Origin of the sequence: Bifidobacterium sp. UTCIF-1 (genome assembly GCF_006408915.1) — a bacterium.
Taxonomy (GTDB): Bacteria; Actinomycetota; Actinomycetes; order Actinomycetales; family Bifidobacteriaceae; genus Bifidobacterium; species Bifidobacterium reuteri.
In genome coordinates this window covers 1-21,508 of the sequence record NZ_JFAG01000001.1, presented here as the reverse complement: position 1 = coordinate 21,508, position 21,508 = coordinate 1, and the positions used below count along the sequence as shown (strand labels likewise).

The following is a 21,508-nucleotide window of genomic DNA, read 5'->3' as shown; positions in this document are numbered from 1 at the left end:
TGGTTCACGCCATGTGCCACATGGGCCATGCGGGAAACATGAGGCACATGCCGAACGCGTGTAGGGACGTGTGTGCACACGTCCCTTTCAAGGTTGTTGCGTACACTGGGGGTTTATGAGTCCAACAGCGAATGACGATATCCATAATGCATTGGCCAATGCCATGGCTGCGCGACCATACACGCATCGACAGGATGTGGATGCCGGGGTGGCGGCCGTGGTCACGGTGGAGGATGACACGCGGTTTCTTGAGGCGACTCTTCATTCGCTGCTGATTCAGAGCGTATTGCCTGGCGTCATTGTTATCGCGGAAGCCACCGGACGCACTGGCCAGTCGTTGAAGACCTCGTTTGAGGTGATTCCATCGCCTTCGGGCCCTGTGCTCGAAGTGCCGCAGGCGAAACAGGTGAGCATCCAGATTGTGAAGGCCAATGGGGCCCGTTCCTTCGGCGATGCGGTGAGCAAAGCCGTCAAAGCCGCGGAACTGGATGTTTCGACGCGCGCCTTATGGCTGCTCCATGATGATTCACGTCCGTCGGACGCCGTATGCCTGGAGCATCTGCTGGAAGCCTGGCGAAACACGCCCGGGGCGAGCATCCTGGGATGCAAGCAGTGCGATTGGGAAGGCGGGCACCTGCATGACGTCGGTATGTATGCCGGCTCGCATGCCGTGCATTCCCTGGTGGTGGATGGCGAACCCGATCAGGAGCAATATGATGGCCGGCGGGATGTGTTCGCGGTATCCCTGGCCGGTGCTCTGGTGTCTTTTGACGAATACAAACGGTTCGGCATCAACCCGTGGCACACCACGTACGGCGAATCGATTGATTTCTGCCGTCGTATTTGTCTGGGCGGCGGGCGCGTGGTCGTTGTGCCGCAAGCGGAGATCGCGCATCGTCGTGCACGGTTCGAGGGTATCCGTACGCGCGGAGGCGAACCATTGGAACATGCGCGTACCCGCGGCCCTGTCATGGGAGTGGCGCGTACGCAGCAACGTTATCTGTATACCGATGTCGGCATGTCGTTGTGGATCGTGTTGTGGCTGTGGCGCCTGATATGCGGTTTCGGTATGGCCATCGCCATGCTGTTCCGCAAGAAGCCGTATGAGGCTTTAGTCCAGCTGTGCCTGCCGTGGCTCGCGTTGACCGCCATTCCGGGAGCGGTCCGTTCCCGGAGGCTGGTCTCCCGGCAGAGCAGCGTGTCCATGGCCTCGCTGCGCGTCCTCCAGGCCGATCGCAGGCAGATCAAGCAGTTTCACGACCGCCGTGACGCCTTTGAGGCCCAGAAGAACATGGTGCTGCTCAGCCCATTGGAACGCGCGCATCTGCGGATGCGTCTGGCTCAACGGTGGGCTGCTGCTGCAGGCATGGCCCTGGTGTGTTTCCTGACTGTCATGGTGGCGTATTGGCCGGTATTCAGACAGGTGTTCTCGGACGGCTCGTTGGCTTCGAATCGGCTGCTGCCCACTGGCGCCAGCTTCCGTCAGCTGGTCCAGTCCGCCACGACGCCGTGGGTGTTCGGTTCGGGATCGGGTGTTCCTGCGCCTCCCACGCCGTGGCTGTTGGTGTTGATGGCGGTTTCGGTCGTGACCGCCGGCCATGTGGCTGCGGCCCTGTCGGTCATACTGTTCACCGCGGCGCCGTTGAGCGCACTGTCGTTCTGGGCGTTGGCCGGCATTTTCACCCGGTCCGATGTGGTTCGTGTTCTGGGCGGATTGCTGTGGGCCTCAACCGGCGTGATGTTCGGATGGTATGCGCAAGCGAATCTGCCGATGCTCACGGTTCTGGTGTTTTTGCCTGCGGCGTTCGCCTTCGTGTTCCGCGCGGTGGGCATGTACCATACCGAGGATCCGCTGAAGCCTCGCACGTCCGTGCAGGCGGCCGCCATCTCGTCGTTGTGCTTTGTGCCGGTCATCGCTGCGGAACCGCAATTGTTGCTGGCGTTGGTAGTCGCATTCGTCGCGTTCCTGCTGTTCGTCAAGCGCAAACGTCTGGCTCTGCTGCTCATTCCGGTGCCTGCGGCCTTCGCCGTCGCCCCGACTCTGGTCAATTCGATTCGATATGCGCACGAAGGTGCGTGGCGTCAGGTGTTCGGCGACATCATGCTGCCGACCACTGAGGCGAATGGATCGCCCGCCGCACTGAGTCTGTTCTCTTCGACGCAGCGTGCGCTGGGGTGGGACCCCATGTCCGGGAAACCGGCTGATATCGCGTTGGCCGCTCTGTTCATCGTCGTCACGCTGTTGGCCGTCATCGCACTGGTGCTGCCGTTCGCCTTGCGGACATCCCGCCTGATGTGGGTGCTCGTCGTCTGCGGTGCCGCGCTGGCCATGGTGTCCAGCCGCATCGCCATCGCGGTGGATGCCGATGGCGTAGTGGCGGGCTCTGCCGAGCCTGGTATCATACTGATGATCATGGGCTTCCTCTCATGCGCCTGCCTGGTCGCGGGCGGCGCCGTGAAACGGTTCCATCCGTTGCATGTCTCCGCCGAGCATCTTGATGCGCGATACGATGCCGGCCGTGTTGGACGATATGTGGTGGCCGGGCGTCTCGTACTCGCTGTGGTGCTTGCTGCGTGTGTGGTGATTCAATGTTGGTATGGCTTCGAACGCCATAGTGATGAGGGGCTTGAGATGTCCCGATCGGGCCTTCCCATGGTGACCGTCGATTATCTGGCATCCGGTGCCGACCATCGTGTACTGGCCATCAGCGCGCCGACCCGTAACTCCATCGATTATTCGGTGATGCGTACCTCGAGGGGTGATCTTATCGACAGTTCGCCGATCACCCGAGTCCGGTTGCTTGACGGCTCCCACGATGACATCGACACGAAACTCGCCCAAGCGGGTGCGTCATTGCTTGCCAATCCTGATGCCCAGGCCATCCAGACGATCAGCGACCTCGGTTTTGGCGGCATCTACGTGGCTGCCAACGGACAGGCGGAAACGGCAGGTTCCCCCTATGAGCAACTGAGCGCCAACATCGCCGCATCCAATGGCACCCAGTCATTGGTCGCCACGGAACAGGGCAGCTATTATCGTCTGACTCTGCAGAACACCGACACGCAGAACGTGGATACATCCTGGCAAAGACGAACGCAGCAAAGCGTCTGGCGCCATGCGTGGCTCATTTGTCTCGGTGTGATTATGGTCATCTATTGCCTGGTCGCTGTTCCGAGGAGGAAACTGTCGTCCGGATTGGAGGAGGAAGCAGCATGAGCAGACGCATCACTTCGGGCGCAAGACACGTCACCAATATCGTGCTCGGCGTCATCACCACCATTCTGCTCGTGGCGGCATTGACGGCACTGTTCGTGATTCCCGGCCCGCAATCCTGGACGGATACGGTCGCCGCCACCGACGACGCCATAGACCAATCAGTGAGTCCCACTCAATCCGAACTCTATTGCCCCGCTCCCATGGGCTTGGCCGACACGGGTACCTACGGCGACAGCGCGTTCCAATCCTCGGTCGGCAATCTGAGCACCCAGGCAAGGTACGCCGCGTTCGGCTCCGTGTACACCTCGATGGTGTCCGCATTCGGGGGAAGCGCCAGCACAAGTGATGTGACGCTGAAAGACCGTGATCTCACCGATGACGCCGATGTGAAGACCGGCGCACAGCAGGTGACGGATTCTGCTCTTATGGATACCCGCATGCTGCAGGCTGCCGAAGGAACGGGAAGCACAGGTACCATTGCATCCTGGGCGGATGATGGCGATCTCAAAGGCGTGTCCGCCGCGTCATGCATACCTACATCACTGAGCCAGTCGTTCCTGTTGACCGGCAGTATGACAGGAACCACGCAGCAGCTCATCGTCGCCAATCCCTCCACGAAGCCGACATCGGTGGATCTGGCGATCTGGGGTTCTCACCAATCAGGGAAGCTGGCGTTGTCCACGCAATCCGCGCTATCGGTGCCGGCGGGAGGCGAGGCCTCGCTGGATCTGTCCGCCGCGGTTTCCGACCAGGATGGTCTGTATGTCACGGTATCCAGCAAGGAGACCCCCATCGCCGCTGTGGTGCGAACCGTCACCATGGATGGGTTGACGTCGAAAGGTTCCGATTTCGCATTGCCGCTGTCAGGCATGTCGAATGCCTCCGTATCACCTTCGGTGGAAGCGGGGGATGAGGTGACCGCCTACCTGTACACCCATGCGGATACTGCCACCGAACTGTCTTGGATCACCTCGCATGGTCTGGTACAGGCAGAAAAGGCGACCCTGACTGATGGGCAGGTGAGTGTCGTGGATTTGGGGAAGGCTCCTGATGGGGCGCTGGGTGTGATGTCCACTGCGGAAGACAAGTTGGCGATGAGCATCAAGACTGTCCGCGCCGGCGACGGACAGCAGACGGATTTCGCGCTGGTGAACGCCGCCGCTCCTGTACGCCGTTCCGGTGTCGTCGTGCCTGATGGGGTGACCGCGACATTGACGGTGGCGAACACCTCGAACCTCGAACAGACGGTAACTGTGCATGCGTACAACGCCGATGGCGACGCGTTGGACAGCAAGGACATCACCATCGGCGCGAATTCCGCAGAACGCATTGCAGCCAAGGATTTCAACAAGGATGGCTCCTCGGCCACGATTTTCATGATGACCGACGATTCGCACAAGGTGGCGTGGAACGCTCGTCTTACCCGTGACGAACTCGGTGACGGGAAGATTGCAGGCATCTCGTCGGTGGAATCCGTGTCGTTGATGCCGATGACCGCCCATGTCTGGGCGCACAGCAACGCGGGCATCGTCCGGTGATCATTTTGGTGATTATCGGACGATGATAGCCGGCGTGGAACGGAATTCGCTCGCCGGACAGGGTGTCGGACAGGATGCATGCGGCTTCAGATGAGCGATTACAGACCCCAATCGGGGTCTATTTCCTCCGGGCGGCGACCATAGAGTTCCGCAACGCGTGAAACCACTTCATCACGGATGGCCAGCTGCAATTCCAGCTTGGTCGGCGCCTCCGTCTGGAGAGGCATGCGGTACAGCATCACGCGTGCGGGAATCCCATGCGATGCCGGGAAACACTGCGACGTCAGGTTCGGTTCGATCTGCCAGGGAACCGGATCAGATGGCGGCACGTCTTCCACCGCGAATTGCAATGGACGGATCAGCTCGGGCCATGCGTCATTCAATCGGCGGATCTGCGCCGCCACCATATCGTCGAACATGCCGGTACGCGTACGGTATCGCGGCATACGAATGCCGAACATCGGGGTGCGCGTGCCCCGTCCATGACGGTTGCGGTAGACTCTGGCGTTCCATGGTGGCTGAAGCATGTATTCCACCATAGGACAAGGCGAAGGCAACATGCGCTAGGATTGGTGCAGTGATAGCAATCTCGTCAGCGAGGAGGGCACGACGAATGCCTGTGCAATCGTGGACCGAACTTGATTTGGATGAACTTTGCGCGCAGGCGCACCTCTTCGGATTCGACCTGGATAATACGCTGGCCAGTTCCAAGCAGCCGATGGAACCTGCCATGGTGGAACGATTCAGCGAACTCACCGCCCGTTGCCAGGTGGCTCTTATTTCTGGTGGCAGCATGGCTGTAGTGACCATGCAGGTGTTGGATGTGCTCAATGATCGAGCCAATCGGGACAATCTTCACGTCATGCCCACTTCAGGCTCCCGGTATTATCGTTGGCGCGGCAACGAGTGGACCCTGATCTACGCGCACGATCTGGATGAGCCGGTGGCGAAGGCCATCACATCCAGCTTTGAACGACACGCGAAGGAACTCGATCTATGGGAGGACCGGGTATGGGGGCCACGCATCGAGAACCGAGGAAGCCAGATCACGTTCTCGGCGCTGGGCCAGTACGCCCCAGTAGCGGCCAAACGGCAATGGGATCCTGACGACAGCAGAAAACAGGCATTGGCCGCGCTGGTCAAACAGGATTTCCCTGATCTGAAAGTTCGTGCGGGAGGATACTCCAGTGTGGACGTCAGTGAGCATGGCATCGACAAGTCCTATGCGGTTCGCACCATCGCCGGTCTGCTTGACATTCCGGTGTCGAGCATCGTCTTCGTCGGCGACCGCATGACGCCGGAGGGGAACGATTACCCTGCAGTCGAGGCAGGTGCGGTCGGGGTGAAGGTGCGTAATCCCGAGGATGCCTTGGGACTGCTGGATGCGCTGTTGGCCAGAATACCGGCGCAATCGTAAGGGCCGATCCCATGAACGGGCCGCAGACGCCGGCGGCATGCATGATTCATGCCGACAATGATGGGGTGGCACATGCCTCGCCATACATGTCCTATGCCGGCAGCCTGGTGAATCGATCATGGCGAACGGTGCGCGATCTGCTGTTTCCCCGCGGATGCGCCGGCTGTGACCGGCCTGATGCCGTATTATGCCCGCAGTGTGCCGCGCTGTTCGCCCAATGCCGGCGCCGCGAGCTCATAGGTGGCGCTACGCTCGGGGGAGCGCCGGATACCAGAGGCGTTCCGGTCTGGTCGGCTGCCGTGTATCAAGGCACTGTTCGACATGCGATTCTGGAATGGAAGGATCATGATGATGTGGAGCTTGACGCCGTGTTCGCTGGCATCATGGATATGCTGACGGTTCGTGCCGCAGTGGCTGGTCGATGCCCGGCAGACAGGCCGCTGCTGGTGGTCCCTGCGCCATCGTCATTGCAATCGATGCGCAGACGTGGACGCAGGCATACCTTGCCTTTGGCTCGTGCGGTGGCCAGGTCGTTGCGTGCACAGGGGATCCGGGCGGAAGTGTCACCCCTATTGACCAGCAACGCGTCCGGTGGCCGTTCCGTGCAACAGACATCATCCGCGCAACGCGCGAAGCGCATCGGAGGCCGAATCGTGATTCGGGAAAAGGCGTTGCAACGGGAAGCCCCGGTGGTGCTGGTGGATGACATCATCACCACCGGAGCCACGTTGCGCCAATGCGTGAAGGCTCTGGAACTCGGGGGAGCGAACGTGGTCGGTGCACTGACGCTCGCATCCGCGGTCATGCGGGATTTCGATCTTCGCTGATGTGATATTTGGGCAGCGTGATTTCGAAATCAGCCCCACGGTCGTCGTCGACGACCTTGACGTTGCCGCCGTGCAGTTGGGCGGCCCACCGGGCGATGGAAAGACCGAGTCCGGTACCGCCGGATTCGGTGCCGGGGCCGGACTTGCCTTTGACGAAGCGACGGAAGATGGCGGACCGATCCTCCGGGGGAATCTGAGAACCGAAATTCACGACATTGGTCACGATGGTGCCGTTGTTGGCATCCTCATGTGCATCGATCAGCACGGTGGTACCATCCGGGGAATGCTTGAGGGCATTGGCGATGATATTGGTGAACAGCTGGCGGAGACGATCCTGATCGCCTTCCATCGTGATATCCGGGTTCACATGCAGCTGGATATCATGCGCATGCCCGCCATCGGTGATTTCCAAAGGTTCGATGGTTTCATCCAGGAACTGCGCGACGTTGAACCGTTCGATGTTCAGGCTTGCGGCCCCCGCCTCCATACGGCTCAGGTCTAGCAGGAATGCGATGAGATCGGACAGACGCTGGGTCTGTGTGAGGATGCTTTCCATATTGGCCGGAGTGGGTTCCGTGACGCCATCGGCCATATTTTCGACCATGGCTTGCAGTGCGGAGACAGGAGTGCGCAGCTCATGGCTGACATTGGCGATCATGTCAAGGCGCATCTTATCGGCATGCTCGAGCTCTTCGGCCATTTCGTTGAAGGAGCGCGCCAGCTGTCCCACTTCATCATGCCGGTCGGGATCGATGGTCACCCGCACCGTGTAATCGCCGTCGGCCATTGACTCGGCCACGTCACGCATCTGACGCAGGGGAGCGGTGATGCCACGTGAGAAGAAATAGGTGATGCCCAGGGCCACCACCAAGGTCAATGGCATGGCAATCCAACCGGACCAGCCGTATTTCAGCAGGAACCAGCACATTATGAAAGCGATGGCGGTGGCGCATACTATGAGCGCGCTGAGTTCCAGCTTCAACGAGGAGAACAAATCAACCGGCTTGACGCCTATGACGCCAAGCCGGGATTGCTTGCGTTTCGCAGTCGGTGTCATCACTCGGTCGGAGGTTCGAATGCGTATCCCACGCCGTGCACCGTACGAATCATATCTGCGCCGAGCTTGTGACGCAGCGCCTTGACATGGCTGTCCACGGTTCGCGTGCCGGACGCGTCCACCCAGTCCCATACCTCCTCAAGAAGCTTTTCGCGGGTGAGCACGGACTTCGGTCTGCGCGCCAGTGTGGCAAGCAGATCGAACTCGGTGGGGGTCAGATGCACCTGTTCGCCGTTCAGTGTGACGATGCGTTGCGCCGGATCGATAATCATGGCGCCGAAATCGAGGATCTTCTCGTTCTCGGCGTTCTTGGCGATTACCTTGGCGCGTTCCACACGGCGAAGCAATGCCTTGCAACGGGCGATGAGCTCGCGCATGGAGAATGGCTTGGTCATGTAATCGTCCGCGCCGGCACCCAGCCCTATGACCTTGTCGGTTTCGTCATCGCGTGCGGTGAGGATCAACACCGGCACCGGGCGTTCGGCGACAATGCGCTTGGTTGCCTCGAGCCCATCCATCACCGGCAGCATGATGTCCATGATGACCAGATCCGGTCTGAGCTGCGAGGCCGCCTGCACTGCCGAGGCGCCGTCACCGGCAACGCGTGCGCTCCAGCCTTCGGCGGTGATGCGCTGGGCGATGGCGGTGGCGAGCGTCGGTTCGTCCTCCACCACCAGCACCGTGCGCGCAGCAGTGTTCTGACGTGCTGTGGTATTGAGCATAAACAGTTACCTTTCAGCCTGATGGCTAGTTCAGTCTTCTGGCTTCAAGAATACAACCCCCAATGCAGGTACGGTGATTTTCGCGGAGAACGGGCGGGAATGGTATTCGCCCTTCTCTGCCTCGAACGTGCCGTTGTGGATATCGGACCCTCCGTATTGGGCGTCGTCCGTGGTGAATACCTCTGTCCACTTGCCGCCGGTGGGCAGAGCCACCTGATAATCGGACCATGCCTCTCCGGAGAAGTTGACCACTACGGCCAGAGTCTCCCCCTTGGAGCCGATGCGCAGGAAGCTCAGCGTGTTGTGATCGGCATCGTCACTGGTGAGCCACTGGAAGCCAGCCGGATCGAAATCCTGGCTCCACAGTGCCGGATTCGCCTTGTAGAAGGCATTGAGGTCGCTGACGAAATGCTGAATCTGGCGATGCTCCTGCCAGTTGAGGCAATCCCAGTCGATGGAGGCGTCGTGGTTCCATTCGCCCCATTGCGCCAGCTCATTGCCCATGAAGGACAGCTTCTTGCCCGGGTGTGCCCATTGGTAGGCGAACAGGGAGCGCACGCCGGCCAGTTTCTGCCAGCCGTCGCCCGGCATCTTCCCGTAGACGGAGCCTTTGCCGTAGACCACCTCATCATGGCTGATGGGCAGCACGTAATGCTCCGAATAGGCGTACACCATCGAGAAGGTGATCTCATTGTGATGCCATTTGCGGTTGATAGGCTCCTCATGCAGATACTCAAGGGTGTCGTGCATCCAGCCCATGTTCCATTTGAGCCCGAATCCGATGCCGCCTGCGCTGGTGGGGGCGGTGATGCCCGGCCACGCGGTGGACTCCTCGGCGATCATCATGATGCCGGGGTTGTTCTTGTATGCAGTGGCCGTGGCCTCCTTGAGGAAGTCGATGGCTTCGAGATTTTCGCGTCCGCCATAGATGTTCGGCCTCCACTGACCGGGTTCGCGGCTGTAGTCGAGGTAGAGCATCGAGCTGACGGCATCCACGCGGAGGGCGTCGATGTGCAGTTCCTCCAGCCAGAAGAGGGCGTTGGCCACGAGGTAGTTCCGCACTTCACGGCGGCCGAAGTTGAAGACATAGGTGCCCCAGTCGGGATGCTCGCCGCGCAACGGGTCCGGATCCTCATACAGCGGCGTGCCGTCGAAGCGGCCGAGCGCGAAACCGTCCTTCGGGAAGTGGGCGGGCACCCAGTCCATGATCACGCCGATACCGGCCTGATGGAACTTGTCCACCAGATAGCGGAAATCATCCGGGGAGCCGAGGCGGGAATCCACGGCGTAGTATCCGGTGACCTGGTATCCCCAGGAGCCGGAGAACGGATGCTGGGCGAGGGGCATGAACTCGACATGCGTGTATCCCTCTTGTTTGACGTAGTCTACGAGCTGCTTGGCCAGATCCCGGTATGTCAGTCCTTCCTTCCAGCTGGCGGCATGGACCTCGTAGATGGAGACCGGGCCGCTGGTCGGATCGGAGGCGCGACGCTTGGCCAGCCATGCATCATCGTTCCACTGATAATGCGAGTCGGTCACGATGGATGCCGTGTTCGGCGGAACCTCATGCTGACGCTCCATCGGATCGGCCTTCATCTCCCACTGATGGTTGGCGTTGAGAATCTGGAACTTGTAGCGTTCGCCTGCGCCGATGCCGGGAATGAAGAGCTCCCATACGCCGGAGGAACCCAGCTCACGCATGGCGTGAAGTCGTCCGTTCCAGCCGTTGAAGTCGCCGACCACGCGCACGGCATGCGCATTCGGCGCCCATACGGAGAATGAAGTGCCGACCAGCTGTTCGCCGACGACGCCCCGGGTATCGCCCATCGGGTCGTCATAGCGGAGCACATGGGCGCCCAGCGCCTCCCACAATCGTTCATGGCGACCTTCGCCGAACAGGTAGGTGTCCATGTCGCCGAGCGTGGGCAGATAGCGATAGGGGTCATCGTCGATGACGACCTCGCCGTTCTCCCATTCGGTGCGTATGCGGTAGTCGGGAACTGCCGGATGCTTGGCGTCTCCTGCTGCGGGTAGCGTCACCACGAATACGCCGTTGTGCTCGTGGTGCATGACGTAATCACCGTCCTGGGTGTTGATGGCGACGGTTTTGGCCGAGGGGCGCAGAACACGGATGGTCACGGTGTCGGCATGCTTGCCGATGCCGAGGTGCCCACCGAGAATCTCGTGCGGGTTGTAGAACTCGCCATTGCTCACGGCGTCGAGGTCGCTTTCGGCGACAGGCACGGTGATGGTATCTTCGTTGATCTTGGTTTCAGTATCCATGCCCCCAAAGTCTACGTGTGTCAGCGCGTAAAACGCCGTATTAACGCGGCAAATGCGGCGAAATTCTGCTGTTGCTCGCGTGTCGTACATATTGTGAACGCTATCAGCGTCGCAGTCCATGCCAGATGGCACAATTATTCGAGTTTTTGTGTGTGAGCCGTCAGTTCTCGGAGGATTCATGTCTTATAAAGTCGGCGATATGGTCGTTTATCCACGTCATGGTGCAGCAAAAGTGGAGGCCATCACCGAGCGGACGGTCAAAGGTGTGACCCGTGAATACCTGCAGCTGTCCGTATTGTCTTCTGATGGCCTGGTCATCAATGTGCCGGTCGACAATGCGAAAAAGGTCGGTGTGCGCGACATCGTCTCCGCCTCCGAGGTGGCGAAGGTGTTTGAGATCCTGCGTACGCCGATCATCGAGAAAGAGATGAACTGGTCCCGCCGCTACAAGCTGAACGTCGAGAAGATCGCCACCGGTGATGTCAACAAAATCGCCGAAGTGGTGCGTGACCTTGCGCAGCGTGATGTGGACGAGCATGGTTTGTCCGCCGGCGAGAAGCGAATGCTGACCAAGGCTCGAGCCATCCTGACATCCGAAATCGCCCTTTCCGAAAAGATCGACGAACCGGAGGCGCAGCGTCTGCTCGATGTGAATCTGGGTTACGAGCCTGCACAACCCGGCGATGAGAAGCACCATACCGAGGAGCCTGAGGAGGCTGCTGCTGACACGCTCGCTCGGGTGGCTGCGGAAAAGAAGTCCAAGAAGAAGTAATGACAGCAGCGCCTTGGCCCGTTGATGGGGGCCGGGGCGTTCTGCATATATGAGGCGTTTTGCGTAAGCAAGGCGTTCTCTATAGGGCTCTGTCGGCTTCAGCCATGATGCGTGTGGACAACGATGATGACTGAGGCCACGTCGTGGCGATCGGAGAGATCATATGGATGATGGCATGCTGATAGGCCAAGGGTTCGACGCGCATCGCTTCGCAGTTGCCGGCTCCTCGCGTCCGCTGTGGCTGGCGGGGCTGTTCTGGCCTGTGCCTCAAGGTGTCGATCCCGCCCACTATGAAGGCATCGAAGGCGATTCCGATGGCGATGTCGCCGCCCATGCCCTGATTGATGCGTTGCTTTCCGCAAGTGGTCTTGGCGACATAGGCTCACTGTTCGGTGTGGGGGCAGCCGCTCATGGAGCCGGTATGCATGGTCGTGACATGCTTCACGAGACCGTGGCCTTCATGCGCGCACATGGGTATGAACCATGCTCCGCATCGGTGGCCATCATCGGCAATCGTCCGAAGGTCAGTACCCGTCGCATCGAAGCCGAGACAGTGCTGTCCGAAGCTGTCGGTTGCCGTGTCTCTGTGACTGCCACCACCACCGATCATATGGGCTTCACCGGCCGAGGTGAAGGCATTGCCGCCATCGCCAGCGCTCTGGTCAGATGCGCTGGCGATGAGGGATGATGCGACACCGTTTGCTCGCTGAGCGGGCTGTATAAGGGGTCAGTGTGCTTTGAGGGCGTATGCGGCCCTGGCGATGGCCCAGAACAGGGTGGAAAGCGTCACGATGATGAAGCTCGGGGGAGCGGGGAACATTGCCGAAAGCACCAGTCCAAGCCATATCGAGACCAGGCACAGCAGACTGGCGATGACCATCGCCTTGAACGGCGATCCCGCCAGGATGTTGGCCGTGGCCGCTGGTGTGATGACGAGCGCGAAGATCAGCAATGTCCCCACGGCGGGCACGGCGATGGTGATGACACCAGCCATGATGGCCATGAACGCCACGTTCATCAGTCCGATCGGCACGCCTTTGGCCTGGGCCACCTGCTCGTCGAGCGAGCTGAACAGCAATGGTCGGTAGATGACAGCCAGCAGTATCAGCAGCAATGCGTCGAACACCATGAAACCGATGATCTGATCCTTGGTGATGGTCAGAATCGAACCGAAAAGGATGGATTGCATCTGCTGCGATGCGGAGCTGGACAGTCGGGCGAAGAACAGGCCGAGGCCGGTCGCGAACGCCAGTACCGTACCGGTGGCGATCTCACGCTCGGAGATGCGTTTGCCGAGTGCGCCGATGACGAGTGCGCCGCCTAAGGCGAACACGCCCATGCCCAACGAAACGGGCAGTCCGAACAGCACGGCGCCTGTGGCGCCCGGCAGACCGATGTGGGCGAGCGCATGGGCTGCGAATGTGGAGTGGCGTGCGATGGTGAAATACCCCATCACTCCTGCCGCCAGGGCGATGAACAGGCCGGCGACGAAGGCATTGGTCATGAATGGAGCCGTGAGCGTGCTCATCCAATCGGGGTCGAATGCGAAATTGATATCACCCATCACTTGCCGTCCTTTCCGGCAGCCGAAGCGTCGACTGCCGTTCGATCATGCAGGGAGCCGTGATCATGATGATGCATTTGCGCCACTTCGGTGGCCGTATGCATGTCCTGCATCTGGGTATCCGGCTCATCCGGTGTCGGGGTCACGAACATATCGCCCTGTGGTGTGGTCACTACCTGCACCTGCGTGCCGTACAGATGCGTGAGCAGGTCGGAGTCAAGCACCTTGCCCATATCCGCGTAATGCGGGTGTCCGTCGAGCAGGTAGACTGCGCCGGTCATGATCGGCAACAGCATGTTGAGATCGTGGGCCACCACCTGGATGGTCATGCCCAGTTCTTTGTTGAGGCGCGCGAGCACATGAACGGCGGCCCGCTGGCTGGCTAGGTCGAGATTGGCCAGCGGCTCGTCAAGCATGAGGAGCTGAGGGTCGCTCACCAGCGCTTGCGCTATGGCCACGCGCTGGCGAAGACCGCCTGACAATTCGGAAAGACGGTATTGCGCCTTGTCTGCGATGCCGGTGAATTCCATGGCCTGTCGGGCTTTGTCGCGTTCCTCCCGTGTCACCAGATGGATGCCGAATCGTGTGCCGGTCAGACCGAGCAGTACCGATTGTTCGGCGGTGAGATTGGAATCGACGTTGGAAACATAGCTTTGCGGTACGTATCCGATGCGTTTGTTTGCTTGGCCTGCCGGCTTGCCTAGTACAGTGACGCTGCCGTGGGACAGGGGAAGCAGCCCCAATTCCGCTTTCATCATGGTGGTTTTGCCGGCGCCGTTGGTGCCCACGATGGCTGTGACCGAACCGTAGGGGATGCTGAAGGTGCCGTGTTGCCAGATGACATGGTCGCCACGTGTGATGGCGGCGTCGTCAAAGACGATGCAGTCGGGGTTCTTGCTCATAGCCACTGATTGTGGCAAATGATGCTGACAATCGTTCTCAATTACTGCTTATTCGGGTCGGGTTGGGCGTCGTCGGCTGATGCATCAGCAGAGTTTGCACCATCCTTCGAGATGCCGCTGCCGCCAGCTGCGTCGGATGACGCCTTGCATTCGCGCAGATACGTCGGGGCGTCATCACCGGAATCATTCGATGATTCGCCGTCTGCGGAGGCTGCGCTGCCGTTTGAATCATCGCTGGATGATGTGCCGTTGGAATCGGATTCGGTGGTGTTGGCGCTCCCGGAGTCGGAGCTCGATGCGTCTTCGGAGGAGCCGCCGTCACCGGAGCCGTTTTCAGTGTCAGATTCGCAGCCATAGCTGGGGTCCACGGCGTCGATAATCGTATTGACGAGTTGGTTGATCCAGTCGTTCAGCGCGTTGACGTCCTCGGGCATCTGCTCGGAGATGTCCACCACCGGTACGTCTGCGCGGCCAGCGGTGCCGGTGATCATGTTCGTGGCGTCGCTGGATTCCTGTGTGTTGTTGACGAGCACGTCGGCTTTTCCGTCCTCGAGGAGCTTCTGGAACGATTGCAGGTCGGCTGGGGCGACTTCGCCGCCTGACGCGGTGGATTGCGTATAGCCTTTCGGTGTGATGTCCTCGAACCCCAGATCGGACATCAGGTAATACGCCACGGGTTCCGTCGCCGCGTAGGCGACCTTCTTCGTATGGTGTTTGGTGAAATCATCCACCCATTGCTCCAAGGATTGCTCCCCTTGCTTCCATGTCGCCAGCCGCTGTTCGAAATCCTTCTTCTTGCTTGGAAGGGCCTTGATATACGCCTCGGTGATCGCCTCGGCCATGCCGGTGCGCGCGTCTTTGGAGAACCATAGATGCGGGTTGTCGCCGTCCGTGGCTCCCACCACCGAAGCCGCGGATACCAGGTTCGAACCTTGTCCCAGAGATTTGGTCGCCCAGGAATCATATCCTGCGCCGTTGGCCACCACTACCTGCGCTTTGGACAACTTGGCCACGTCGGAGGTCTTCGGCTCGAAATCATGCGCATCGACGTTGGTGGAATTCACGATGGAGGTGACCTTCACGTCATCGCCGCCGAGCTCGGCGGCCAGCGAACCCCACTGGTTGATGGACGACACCACGGTGATCGGTCCTGTCGCCTGTTTGTCGATGTCGGTGGATGAATCGCCGGAACCGGGGGCCGCAGACGGTTGCGAACCGCATGCTGCTGCAGCCAACAGCATGACGGCGCTGATGCCTGCTGCCGCGTATCGCGTAAGTCGTGCGAATCGAGTCCCCATAACGCGCCTTCTTTTCGTGCGTGGACGATACATGTATGACTTGTTTCAACGATAGCCTATCGTTTCGATACAGTTCATTTATTCACCGAAATAATCGTGGAAGGGCTTCAGATGACTATGAGGATCGACGGCAAGAAGGTCGCTGGCGAAATCAAGGCCGATCTTTCGAAGCGTGTCGCGCGACTTGCGGCGCAGGGTGTGGTTCCCGGACTCGGCACCGTGCTGGTGGGGGAGGATCCCGGGTCGGTCAAATACGTGGCCGGCAAGCATGCGGATTGTCAGGAAATCGGTATCCGTTCGGTACGGAAGGACCTGCCGGCCGACGCCGATTTCGATCAGATCGCGGCAGCGGTCAGGGAACTCAACGCCGACCCGGCGTGCAACGGTTTCATTGTTCAGCTTCCACTGCCCAAGGGCATTGATGAGAACGCCATCATCGACATGATCGATCCGGCCAAGGATGCGGACGGCATGCACCCGTACAACCTGGGTGAGCTTGTGCTGCATGTCCGCAGCGAAATCACCACGCCGTTGCCCTGCACGCCGCGAGGCGTCATCGAATTGCTGAAGGCCTATGACATCGACCTCAACGGCAAGGAGGTGTGCGTGCTGGGGCGAGGCATCACCATCGGGCGCACCATCGGACTGATGCTGACGCGCAATGCGGTGAACGCCACGGTGACGCTGTGCCATACCGGCACCAAGGACGTGGCCGACCACATGAGGCGTGCCGACGTGATTGTGGCGGCCATGGGACAGGCCGGTTTTGTCACTCCCGACAAGATAAAGGAGGGGGCGGTGCTGGTCGACGTCGGCGTCAGTCGCGTCTTCGACGAGGAAGCCGGTCGATACCGCATCAAGGGCGACGTGGACCCCGCATGCTATGAGAAGGCTTCCGCCTACACGCCCAACCCCGGTGGTGTGGGCCCCATGACCCGCGCGATGCTGCTCGCCAACGTGGTGGAAATGGCAGAGCGCTCCCTATAGCTGAGAAATGACCTTGTGCAGGCTGTGATGTTCTGTTGCCGGGAGCGCTCCAGGCCGCTCGGGCCAAGCTTTACGCCCGGCAACAGAACATCCCAACCTCACGGTCAACGCGCCCAATACTGCGACACGCTTGATACTATCGAGGATTTTTGGCTAGAGATGCCTGTACTCTGAACATTTGTATGTCTGTAAAGGCGTGCGAATAACTGAATATCGAGTAACTATCCATCCATTCTATGAGAAACCATTAATTACATGGCAGAGAACAACACTGAAGTCACCAAGGTCGCCATCAACGACATCGGCACCGAAGAGGACTTCATCAAGGCAGTCGATTCCACCATCAAGAACTTCGACGATGGTGATCTGGTCGAAGGTACCGTCGTCAAGATCGATCACGACGAGGTCCTCCTGGATATCGGCTACAAGACCGAGGGTGTGATTCCCTCCCGCGAACTTTCCATCAAGAAGGACGTTGATCCTGACGAAGTCGTCGAGGTCGGCGACCAGATTGAGGCCCTTGTCGTCACCAAGGAAGACAAGGAAGGCCGTCTGATTCTTTCTAAGAAGCGTGCTCAGTACGAGCGTGCCTGGGGCGACATCGAGAAGATCAAGGAAGCTGACGGCGTTGTTGAGGGCACCGTCATCGAAGCCGTCAAGGGCGGCCTTATCGTGGACATCGGTCTGCGTGGCTTCCTGCCGGCCTCCCTGGTCGAGATGCGTCGCGTCCGCGACCTGTCCCCGTACATCGGTCAGAAGATCAAGGCCAAGATCCTCGAGCTCGACAAGAACCGCAACAACGTGGTGCTCTCCCGTCGCCAGTACCTCGAGGAGACCCAGTCCGAAGTTCGCGAGACCTTCCTGTCCCAGCTCAAGAAGGGCCAGATCCGTGAGGGCGTGGTGTCCTCCATCGTCAACTTCGGCGCCTTCGTCGATCTGGGCGGTGTTGACGGCCTGATCCACGTTTCCGAGCTGTCTTGGAAGCACATCGACCACCCGTCCGAGGTCGTCAAGGTCGGCGACAAGGTCACCGTCGAGGTGCTCGACGTCGATCTCGATCGTGAGCGCATCTCCCTGTCCCTCAAGGCCACTCAGGAAGACCCGTGGCAGCGCTTCGCACGCACCCACGTTCCTGGCCAGATCGTCAAGGGCAAGGTCACCAAGATCGTCCAGTTCGGTGTCTTCATCTCCGTCGAGGACGGCATCGAGGGCCTGGTGCACATCTCCGAGCTCGCCAACCGTCACGTCGAGAACCCGGAGACCGTGGTCAAGCCGGGCGAGACCGTGTTCGTCAAGGTGATCGACGTCGATCTCGATCGTCGCCGCATCTCCCTGTCCCTCAAGCAGGCCAACGACTCCGTCGACCCGGCTTCCGAGGACTTCGATCCGGCCATCTACGGCATGCCGGCCGAGTACGACGAGCAGGGCAACTACAAGTACCCTGAAGGCTTCGACCCGAACACCAACGAGTGGATCGCCGGTTACGAGAAGCAGCGCGAGGAATGGGAATCCCAGTATGCTGCCGCCCACGAGCTCTGGGAGGAGCACAAGGAGTTCGTGGCCAAGGAACTGGCCAACGCTGCCGAGTCCGCTGCCGCCGACGGTCAGGGCCAGAAGGAAGAGAAGCCGGTCGAGGAGACCTCCAACTACTCTTCCGCCGCTCCGGCCACCGGTACGCTCGCTGATTCCGACCAGCTCGCCGCCCTGCGCGACCAGCTGCTTGGCAAGTGAGTTCGCTTTACAGCAAGGCTGCTAGCGCCTAGCTCATAAGGAAGCCCGACCCATAGTGGTCGGGTTTTCTTGTATGTGCCCGCTCGCACGTCCCACACGTTTGGCTGCAGGAGCCTTCACACTTCTCATGCGCATGGATGTTTCACCGTGCATGGATTCTCCCATCGTGGCCCCGGAATAGTGCATCGCGTATTAGCATAGCGTCTATGAGAATAGGATTGACTGGTGGCATCGCGGCGGGCAAAAGCACCGTGGCCGCGAGGCTGAGCGAACTGGGTGCATTGCTTATCGACTACGATGCGCTGGCCCATGACGTGGTCAGACCAGGGGGAGTGGCATTGCCTCGTATCGAGGTGGAGTTCGGTTCGGCTGTTTTGAACGCGGACGGCACTTTGAACCGTTCCTGGATGGCTGACCATGTGTTCGGCAAGGATGCTCAGCCGGATGCCCGCGCTCGTCTGGACGCCATCGAGCATCCCCTGATTTATGCTGAAGCCTCGCTTGCCGAACAGCTGCACCCAGAGGCGCGAATTATCGTGCATGATGTGCCGTTGCTCGCAGAGGTGATCGACACCATTCCGTTCAGCTTCGACCACATCATCACCGTGGAAGCGCCGGTCTGTCTGCGCCTTGAACGTATGACCGAGGAACGAGGCATGAGCCTAGAACAGGCAGAGGCGCGCATCCGTCACCAGTCCAGTGAGGAAGAGCGACGTGCGATCGCGGACATCGTCATCGACTCCGTCCAGCCGATGGCAAGGATGATGGATCAGGTCAATGAGGTATATCAAGGTTTCCTTGCAGAATTGGATGGAGCGGCTGCATAGCCCCTTGTCGATCTTGACTGTCGGACGGTGTCGAATAGTCGCCGATGCGCATGCTTGCGTATGATATGGCCTCATGGGATTCAATATCGAGCGTGCCGACAGGCCTTTCGTCGTCAAATCACCCTACAAGCCCGCGGGCGATCAGCCCCAAGCCATCGAGGAATTGGCTGAGCGCATTGAAAACGGTGAGAACGACGTCGTGCTCATGGGCGCCACCGGTACCGGCAAGACCGCCACGACCGCATGGCTGATTGAGCGACTGCAACGCCCGACCCTTATCATCGAGCCGAACAAGACGCTCGCCGCCCAGCTATGCGCGGAGTTCCGTGAGCTTATGCCGGACAACGCAGTCAGCTATTTCGTCTCCTACTACGATTATTACCAGCCGGAAGCCTATATTCCCCAGACCGATACCTACATTGAAAAGGACTCCAACATCAATGATGATGTGGAACGCCTGCGTCATCAGGCCACTGCGAACCTGCTGACCCGCCGTGACTGCGTGGTGGTGGCCACGGTTTCCTGCATCTATGGCCTTGGTACGCCCGAGGAATATGCCGGGCGCATGCTGCTGCTCAAGGTCGGGCAGGAGATCAATCGCGATGATCTGCTGCGCAGATTCGTCGCCATGCAATACAAGCGTAACGACATTGCGTTCACGCGTGGCACCTTCCGTGTGCGAGGTGATACCGTCGAGATCATCCCTGTCTATGAGGAGCTGGCGGTCCGCATCGAATTCTTCGGCGATGAGATCGACCGCATCTCCACGCTGCACCCCCTGACCGGCGATGAGATAGCCGAAGAACAGGAAGTGCACATCTTCCCGGCATCCCACTATGTCGCAGGACCGGAACGCATGGAGCGTGCGCTGAAGACCATCCGTGAGGAACTGGATGAGCGTCTGGCCGAACTGCACAAGCAGGGCAAGGAACTGGAGGCGCAGCGTCTCAACATGCGCACTACGTATGACCTGGAAATGCTGACACAGGTGGGCGTCTGTTCGGGAGTAGAAAACTACTCAAGACATTTCGACGGGCGCGCCCCGGGCACGCCGCCGCATACCCTGCTGGATTTCTTCCCCGATGATTTCCTGCTGGTCATCGACGAATCCCATGTCACCGTCCCGCAGATTGGAGCGATGTACGAAGGGGATGCGTCACGTAAACGCACGCTGGTGGAACATGGGTTCCGCTTGCCTTCGGCCATGGACAACCGGCCTCTGAAATGGCCGGAATTCCTCGATCGCGTCGGTCAGACGGTCTATCTGTCGGCGACGCCCGGTGATTATGAGCTCGGGCTTTCCGATGGCGTGGTGGAACAGATCATCCGTCCGACCGGATTGCTGGATCCCAAGATCGATGTGCGCCCAGTGGAAGGACAGATCGACGATCTGCTGGCGGAGATCAAGGACCGCGTGGCGAGGAACGAGCGCGCCCTGGTCACCACCCTGACCAAGAAAATGGCCGAGGACCTGACAGATTACCTATTGGAACGCGGCATCAAAGTGGAGTATCTGCATTCGGACGTCGATACTCTGCGCCGCGTGGAGCTGCTGCGCATGCTGCGCGAAGGCAAGATCGATGTCATCGTCGGCATCAACTTGCTGAGGGAGGGCCTCGACCTGCCCGAGGTCTCGTTGGTGGCGATTCTGGATGCCGACAAGGAAGGGTTCCTGCGTTCCTACCGTTCCCTGATTCAGACCATAGGACGTGCCGCGCGTAACGTATCCGGCACCGTGATCATGTACGCCGACGAGACCACCGACGCCATGCGCAAGGCCATTGACGAAACCGACCGTCGTCGTGCCAAGCAGATCGCCTACAACAAGGCTCACGGCATCGATCCGAAGCCGCTGATCAAGAAGATCAGTGATGTCAACGACATGCTCGCCAAAGAGGATGTGGATACGCAGACGCTGCTTGAAGGCGGGTACCGCAATGCCGGCAAGGCAGGCAATACGCATCTCGGTGTGCCGACCATGAATGCCGAAGAGGCGGATAAGCGGCATGAGGAGATCCTCAAGGCCGGATTGCCGGCCCAGGATCTTGCCGATTTGATTCGCCAGCTTTCCGAACAGATGCACACCGCCGCCGAACAGCTGCAGTTCGAGCTCGCCGCGCGCCTGCGCGATGAGATCCGCGACCTCAAAAAGGAACTGCGTCAGATGACGGAGGCGAATAAGTGAGCCTCCGTAGCAGCGAGCAGCGGTAGCGTCGCGAGCGTCGCACGAGTTGCGGAGGCGAATAAGTGAGCCTCCGTGGCTGAGCCGTGAAGAAAACGCCAGAGGCGTTTTTAGGCGAAGGCGAACGACAGTGAGCTGATGTATGGTCAACCGAAGGTTGGCGTTTTTTGCGGGGCGTGAGCGG

17 protein-coding genes are annotated in these 21,508 nt (G+C 59.8%); 10 read left to right on the top strand and 7 right to left on the bottom strand.

Annotation, left to right across the window (positions count from 1 at the left end; translation table 11 throughout):
- The first annotated feature begins 115 nt into the window (after window positions 1-115).
- A complete protein-coding gene (locus BW09_RS00085) occupies window positions 116-3,217 on the top strand; it encodes a glycosyltransferase family 2 protein (RefSeq protein WP_140464553.1) in 3,102 nt (1,033 codons plus the stop codon).
- Window positions 3,214-4,755, top strand: coding sequence for a DUF5719 family protein (locus tag BW09_RS00080; protein WP_044088540.1), 1,542 nt, complete (start codon window positions 3,214-3,216; stop codon window positions 4,753-4,755). The genes BW09_RS00085 and BW09_RS00080 overlap by 4 nt, the downstream gene beginning before the upstream one ends.
- A 98-nt stretch (window positions 4,756-4,853) precedes the next feature.
- On the opposite strand, the gene BW09_RS00075 is transcribed toward BW09_RS00080, so the two are convergent.
- On the bottom strand, window positions 4,854-5,282 hold the full coding sequence (locus BW09_RS00075) for a metallopeptidase family protein (RefSeq protein ID WP_044088538.1): 429 nt from the start codon (window positions 5,280-5,282) through the stop codon (window positions 4,854-4,856).
- A gap of 86 nt (window positions 5,283-5,368) precedes the next feature.
- On the opposite strand from BW09_RS00075, the gene BW09_RS00070 reads away from it, so the two are divergent.
- Together BW09_RS00070 and BW09_RS00065 are read left to right on the top strand one after the other, a co-directional pair.
- Entirely contained in the window at window positions 5,369-6,172 is an 804-nt protein-coding gene (locus BW09_RS00070) for an HAD-IIB family hydrolase (protein ID WP_044088537.1), read from the top strand.
- 86 nt (window positions 6,173-6,258) lie between these two features.
- Window positions 6,259-6,999 carry a ComF family protein gene (locus BW09_RS00065; RefSeq protein ID WP_044088704.1) on the top strand — a complete coding sequence of 247 codons (741 nt, stop codon included), beginning with the start codon at window positions 6,259-6,261 and terminating at the stop codon, window positions 6,997-6,999.
- On the opposite strand, the gene BW09_RS00060 is transcribed toward BW09_RS00065, so the two are convergent.
- From BW09_RS00060 to glgB, 3 genes are read right to left on the bottom strand one after another with little or no spacing between them, the layout of a single operon-like run.
- Window positions 6,974-8,056, bottom strand: a complete 1,083-nt coding sequence (locus tag BW09_RS00060) for a cell wall metabolism sensor histidine kinase WalK (RefSeq protein ID WP_044088536.1) — start codon at window positions 8,054-8,056, stop codon at window positions 6,974-6,976. The two genes, BW09_RS00065 and BW09_RS00060, sit on opposite strands and share 26 nt — an antisense overlap.
- Window positions 8,056-8,778 carry a response regulator transcription factor gene (locus BW09_RS00055; RefSeq protein WP_044088535.1) on the bottom strand — a complete coding sequence of 241 codons (723 nt, stop codon included), beginning with the start codon at window positions 8,776-8,778 and terminating at the stop codon, window positions 8,056-8,058. The genes BW09_RS00060 and BW09_RS00055 overlap by 1 nt, the downstream gene beginning before the upstream one ends.
- Before the next feature lie 30 nt (window positions 8,779-8,808).
- Window positions 8,809-11,061 carry a 1,4-alpha-glucan branching protein GlgB gene (glgB, locus tag BW09_RS00050; protein WP_140462470.1) on the bottom strand — a complete coding sequence of 751 codons (2,253 nt, stop codon included), beginning with the start codon at window positions 11,059-11,061 and terminating at the stop codon, window positions 8,809-8,811.
- 178 nt (window positions 11,062-11,239) lie between these two features.
- On the opposite strand from glgB, the gene BW09_RS00045 reads away from it, so the two are divergent.
- Together BW09_RS00045 and ispF are read left to right on the top strand one after the other, a co-directional pair.
- Window positions 11,240-11,833 (top strand): CarD family transcriptional regulator, encoded by a 594-nt coding sequence (locus tag BW09_RS00045; protein ID WP_044088533.1) that lies wholly within the window; start codon window positions 11,240-11,242, stop codon window positions 11,831-11,833.
- 175 nt (window positions 11,834-12,008) lie between these two features.
- Window positions 12,009-12,521 carry a 2-C-methyl-D-erythritol 2,4-cyclodiphosphate synthase gene (gene ispF, locus BW09_RS00040; protein ID WP_044088703.1) on the top strand — a complete coding sequence of 171 codons (513 nt, stop codon included), beginning with the start codon at window positions 12,009-12,011 and terminating at the stop codon, window positions 12,519-12,521.
- A gap of 39 nt (window positions 12,522-12,560) precedes the next feature.
- On the opposite strand, the gene BW09_RS00035 is transcribed toward ispF, so the two are convergent.
- Genes BW09_RS00035 through BW09_RS00025 form a run of 3 tightly spaced genes read right to left on the bottom strand, consistent with a single transcriptional unit; the run spans window position 12,561 to window position 15,597 of the window.
- Entirely contained in the window at window positions 12,561-13,397 is an 837-nt protein-coding gene (locus tag BW09_RS00035) for a metal ABC transporter permease (protein ID WP_044088531.1), read from the bottom strand.
- Entirely contained in the window at window positions 13,397-14,299 is a 903-nt protein-coding gene (locus BW09_RS00030) for an ABC transporter ATP-binding protein (RefSeq protein ID WP_044088530.1), read from the bottom strand. The genes BW09_RS00035 and BW09_RS00030 overlap by 1 nt, the downstream gene beginning before the upstream one ends.
- 41 nt (window positions 14,300-14,340) lie before the next feature.
- Entirely contained in the window at window positions 14,341-15,597 is a 1,257-nt protein-coding gene (locus BW09_RS00025; RefSeq protein ID WP_044088529.1) for a metal ABC transporter solute-binding protein, Zn/Mn family, read from the bottom strand.
- A 111-nt stretch (window positions 15,598-15,708) separates the two neighbouring features.
- Here BW09_RS00025 and BW09_RS00020 point away from each other — a divergent pair, with 111 nt between their 5' ends.
- The 4 genes from BW09_RS00020 to uvrB all read left to right on the top strand — a co-directional run bounded on the left by BW09_RS00020 (window position 15,709) and on the right by uvrB (window position 21,327).
- Window positions 15,709-16,584 (top strand): bifunctional methylenetetrahydrofolate dehydrogenase/methenyltetrahydrofolate cyclohydrolase, encoded by an 876-nt coding sequence (locus tag BW09_RS00020; RefSeq protein WP_140462468.1) that lies wholly within the window; start codon window positions 15,709-15,711, stop codon window positions 16,582-16,584.
- A gap of 255 nt (window positions 16,585-16,839) precedes the next feature.
- Complete coding sequence (gene rpsA, locus BW09_RS00015) at window positions 16,840-18,315, top strand: 30S ribosomal protein S1 (protein WP_033890373.1); 1,476 nt, start codon at window positions 16,840-16,842, stop codon at window positions 18,313-18,315.
- 206 nt (window positions 18,316-18,521) lie between these two features.
- Entirely contained in the window at window positions 18,522-19,142 is a 621-nt protein-coding gene (coaE, locus tag BW09_RS00010) for a dephospho-CoA kinase (protein WP_044088526.1), read from the top strand.
- Window positions 19,143-19,215: 73 nt separating this feature from the next.
- Window positions 19,216-21,327: an excinuclease ABC subunit UvrB gene (gene uvrB, locus BW09_RS00005; protein WP_044088525.1), complete on the top strand. Its 2,112-nt coding sequence runs from the start codon at window positions 19,216-19,218 to the stop codon at window positions 21,325-21,327.
- Window positions 21,328-21,508: the final 181 nt, after the last annotated feature.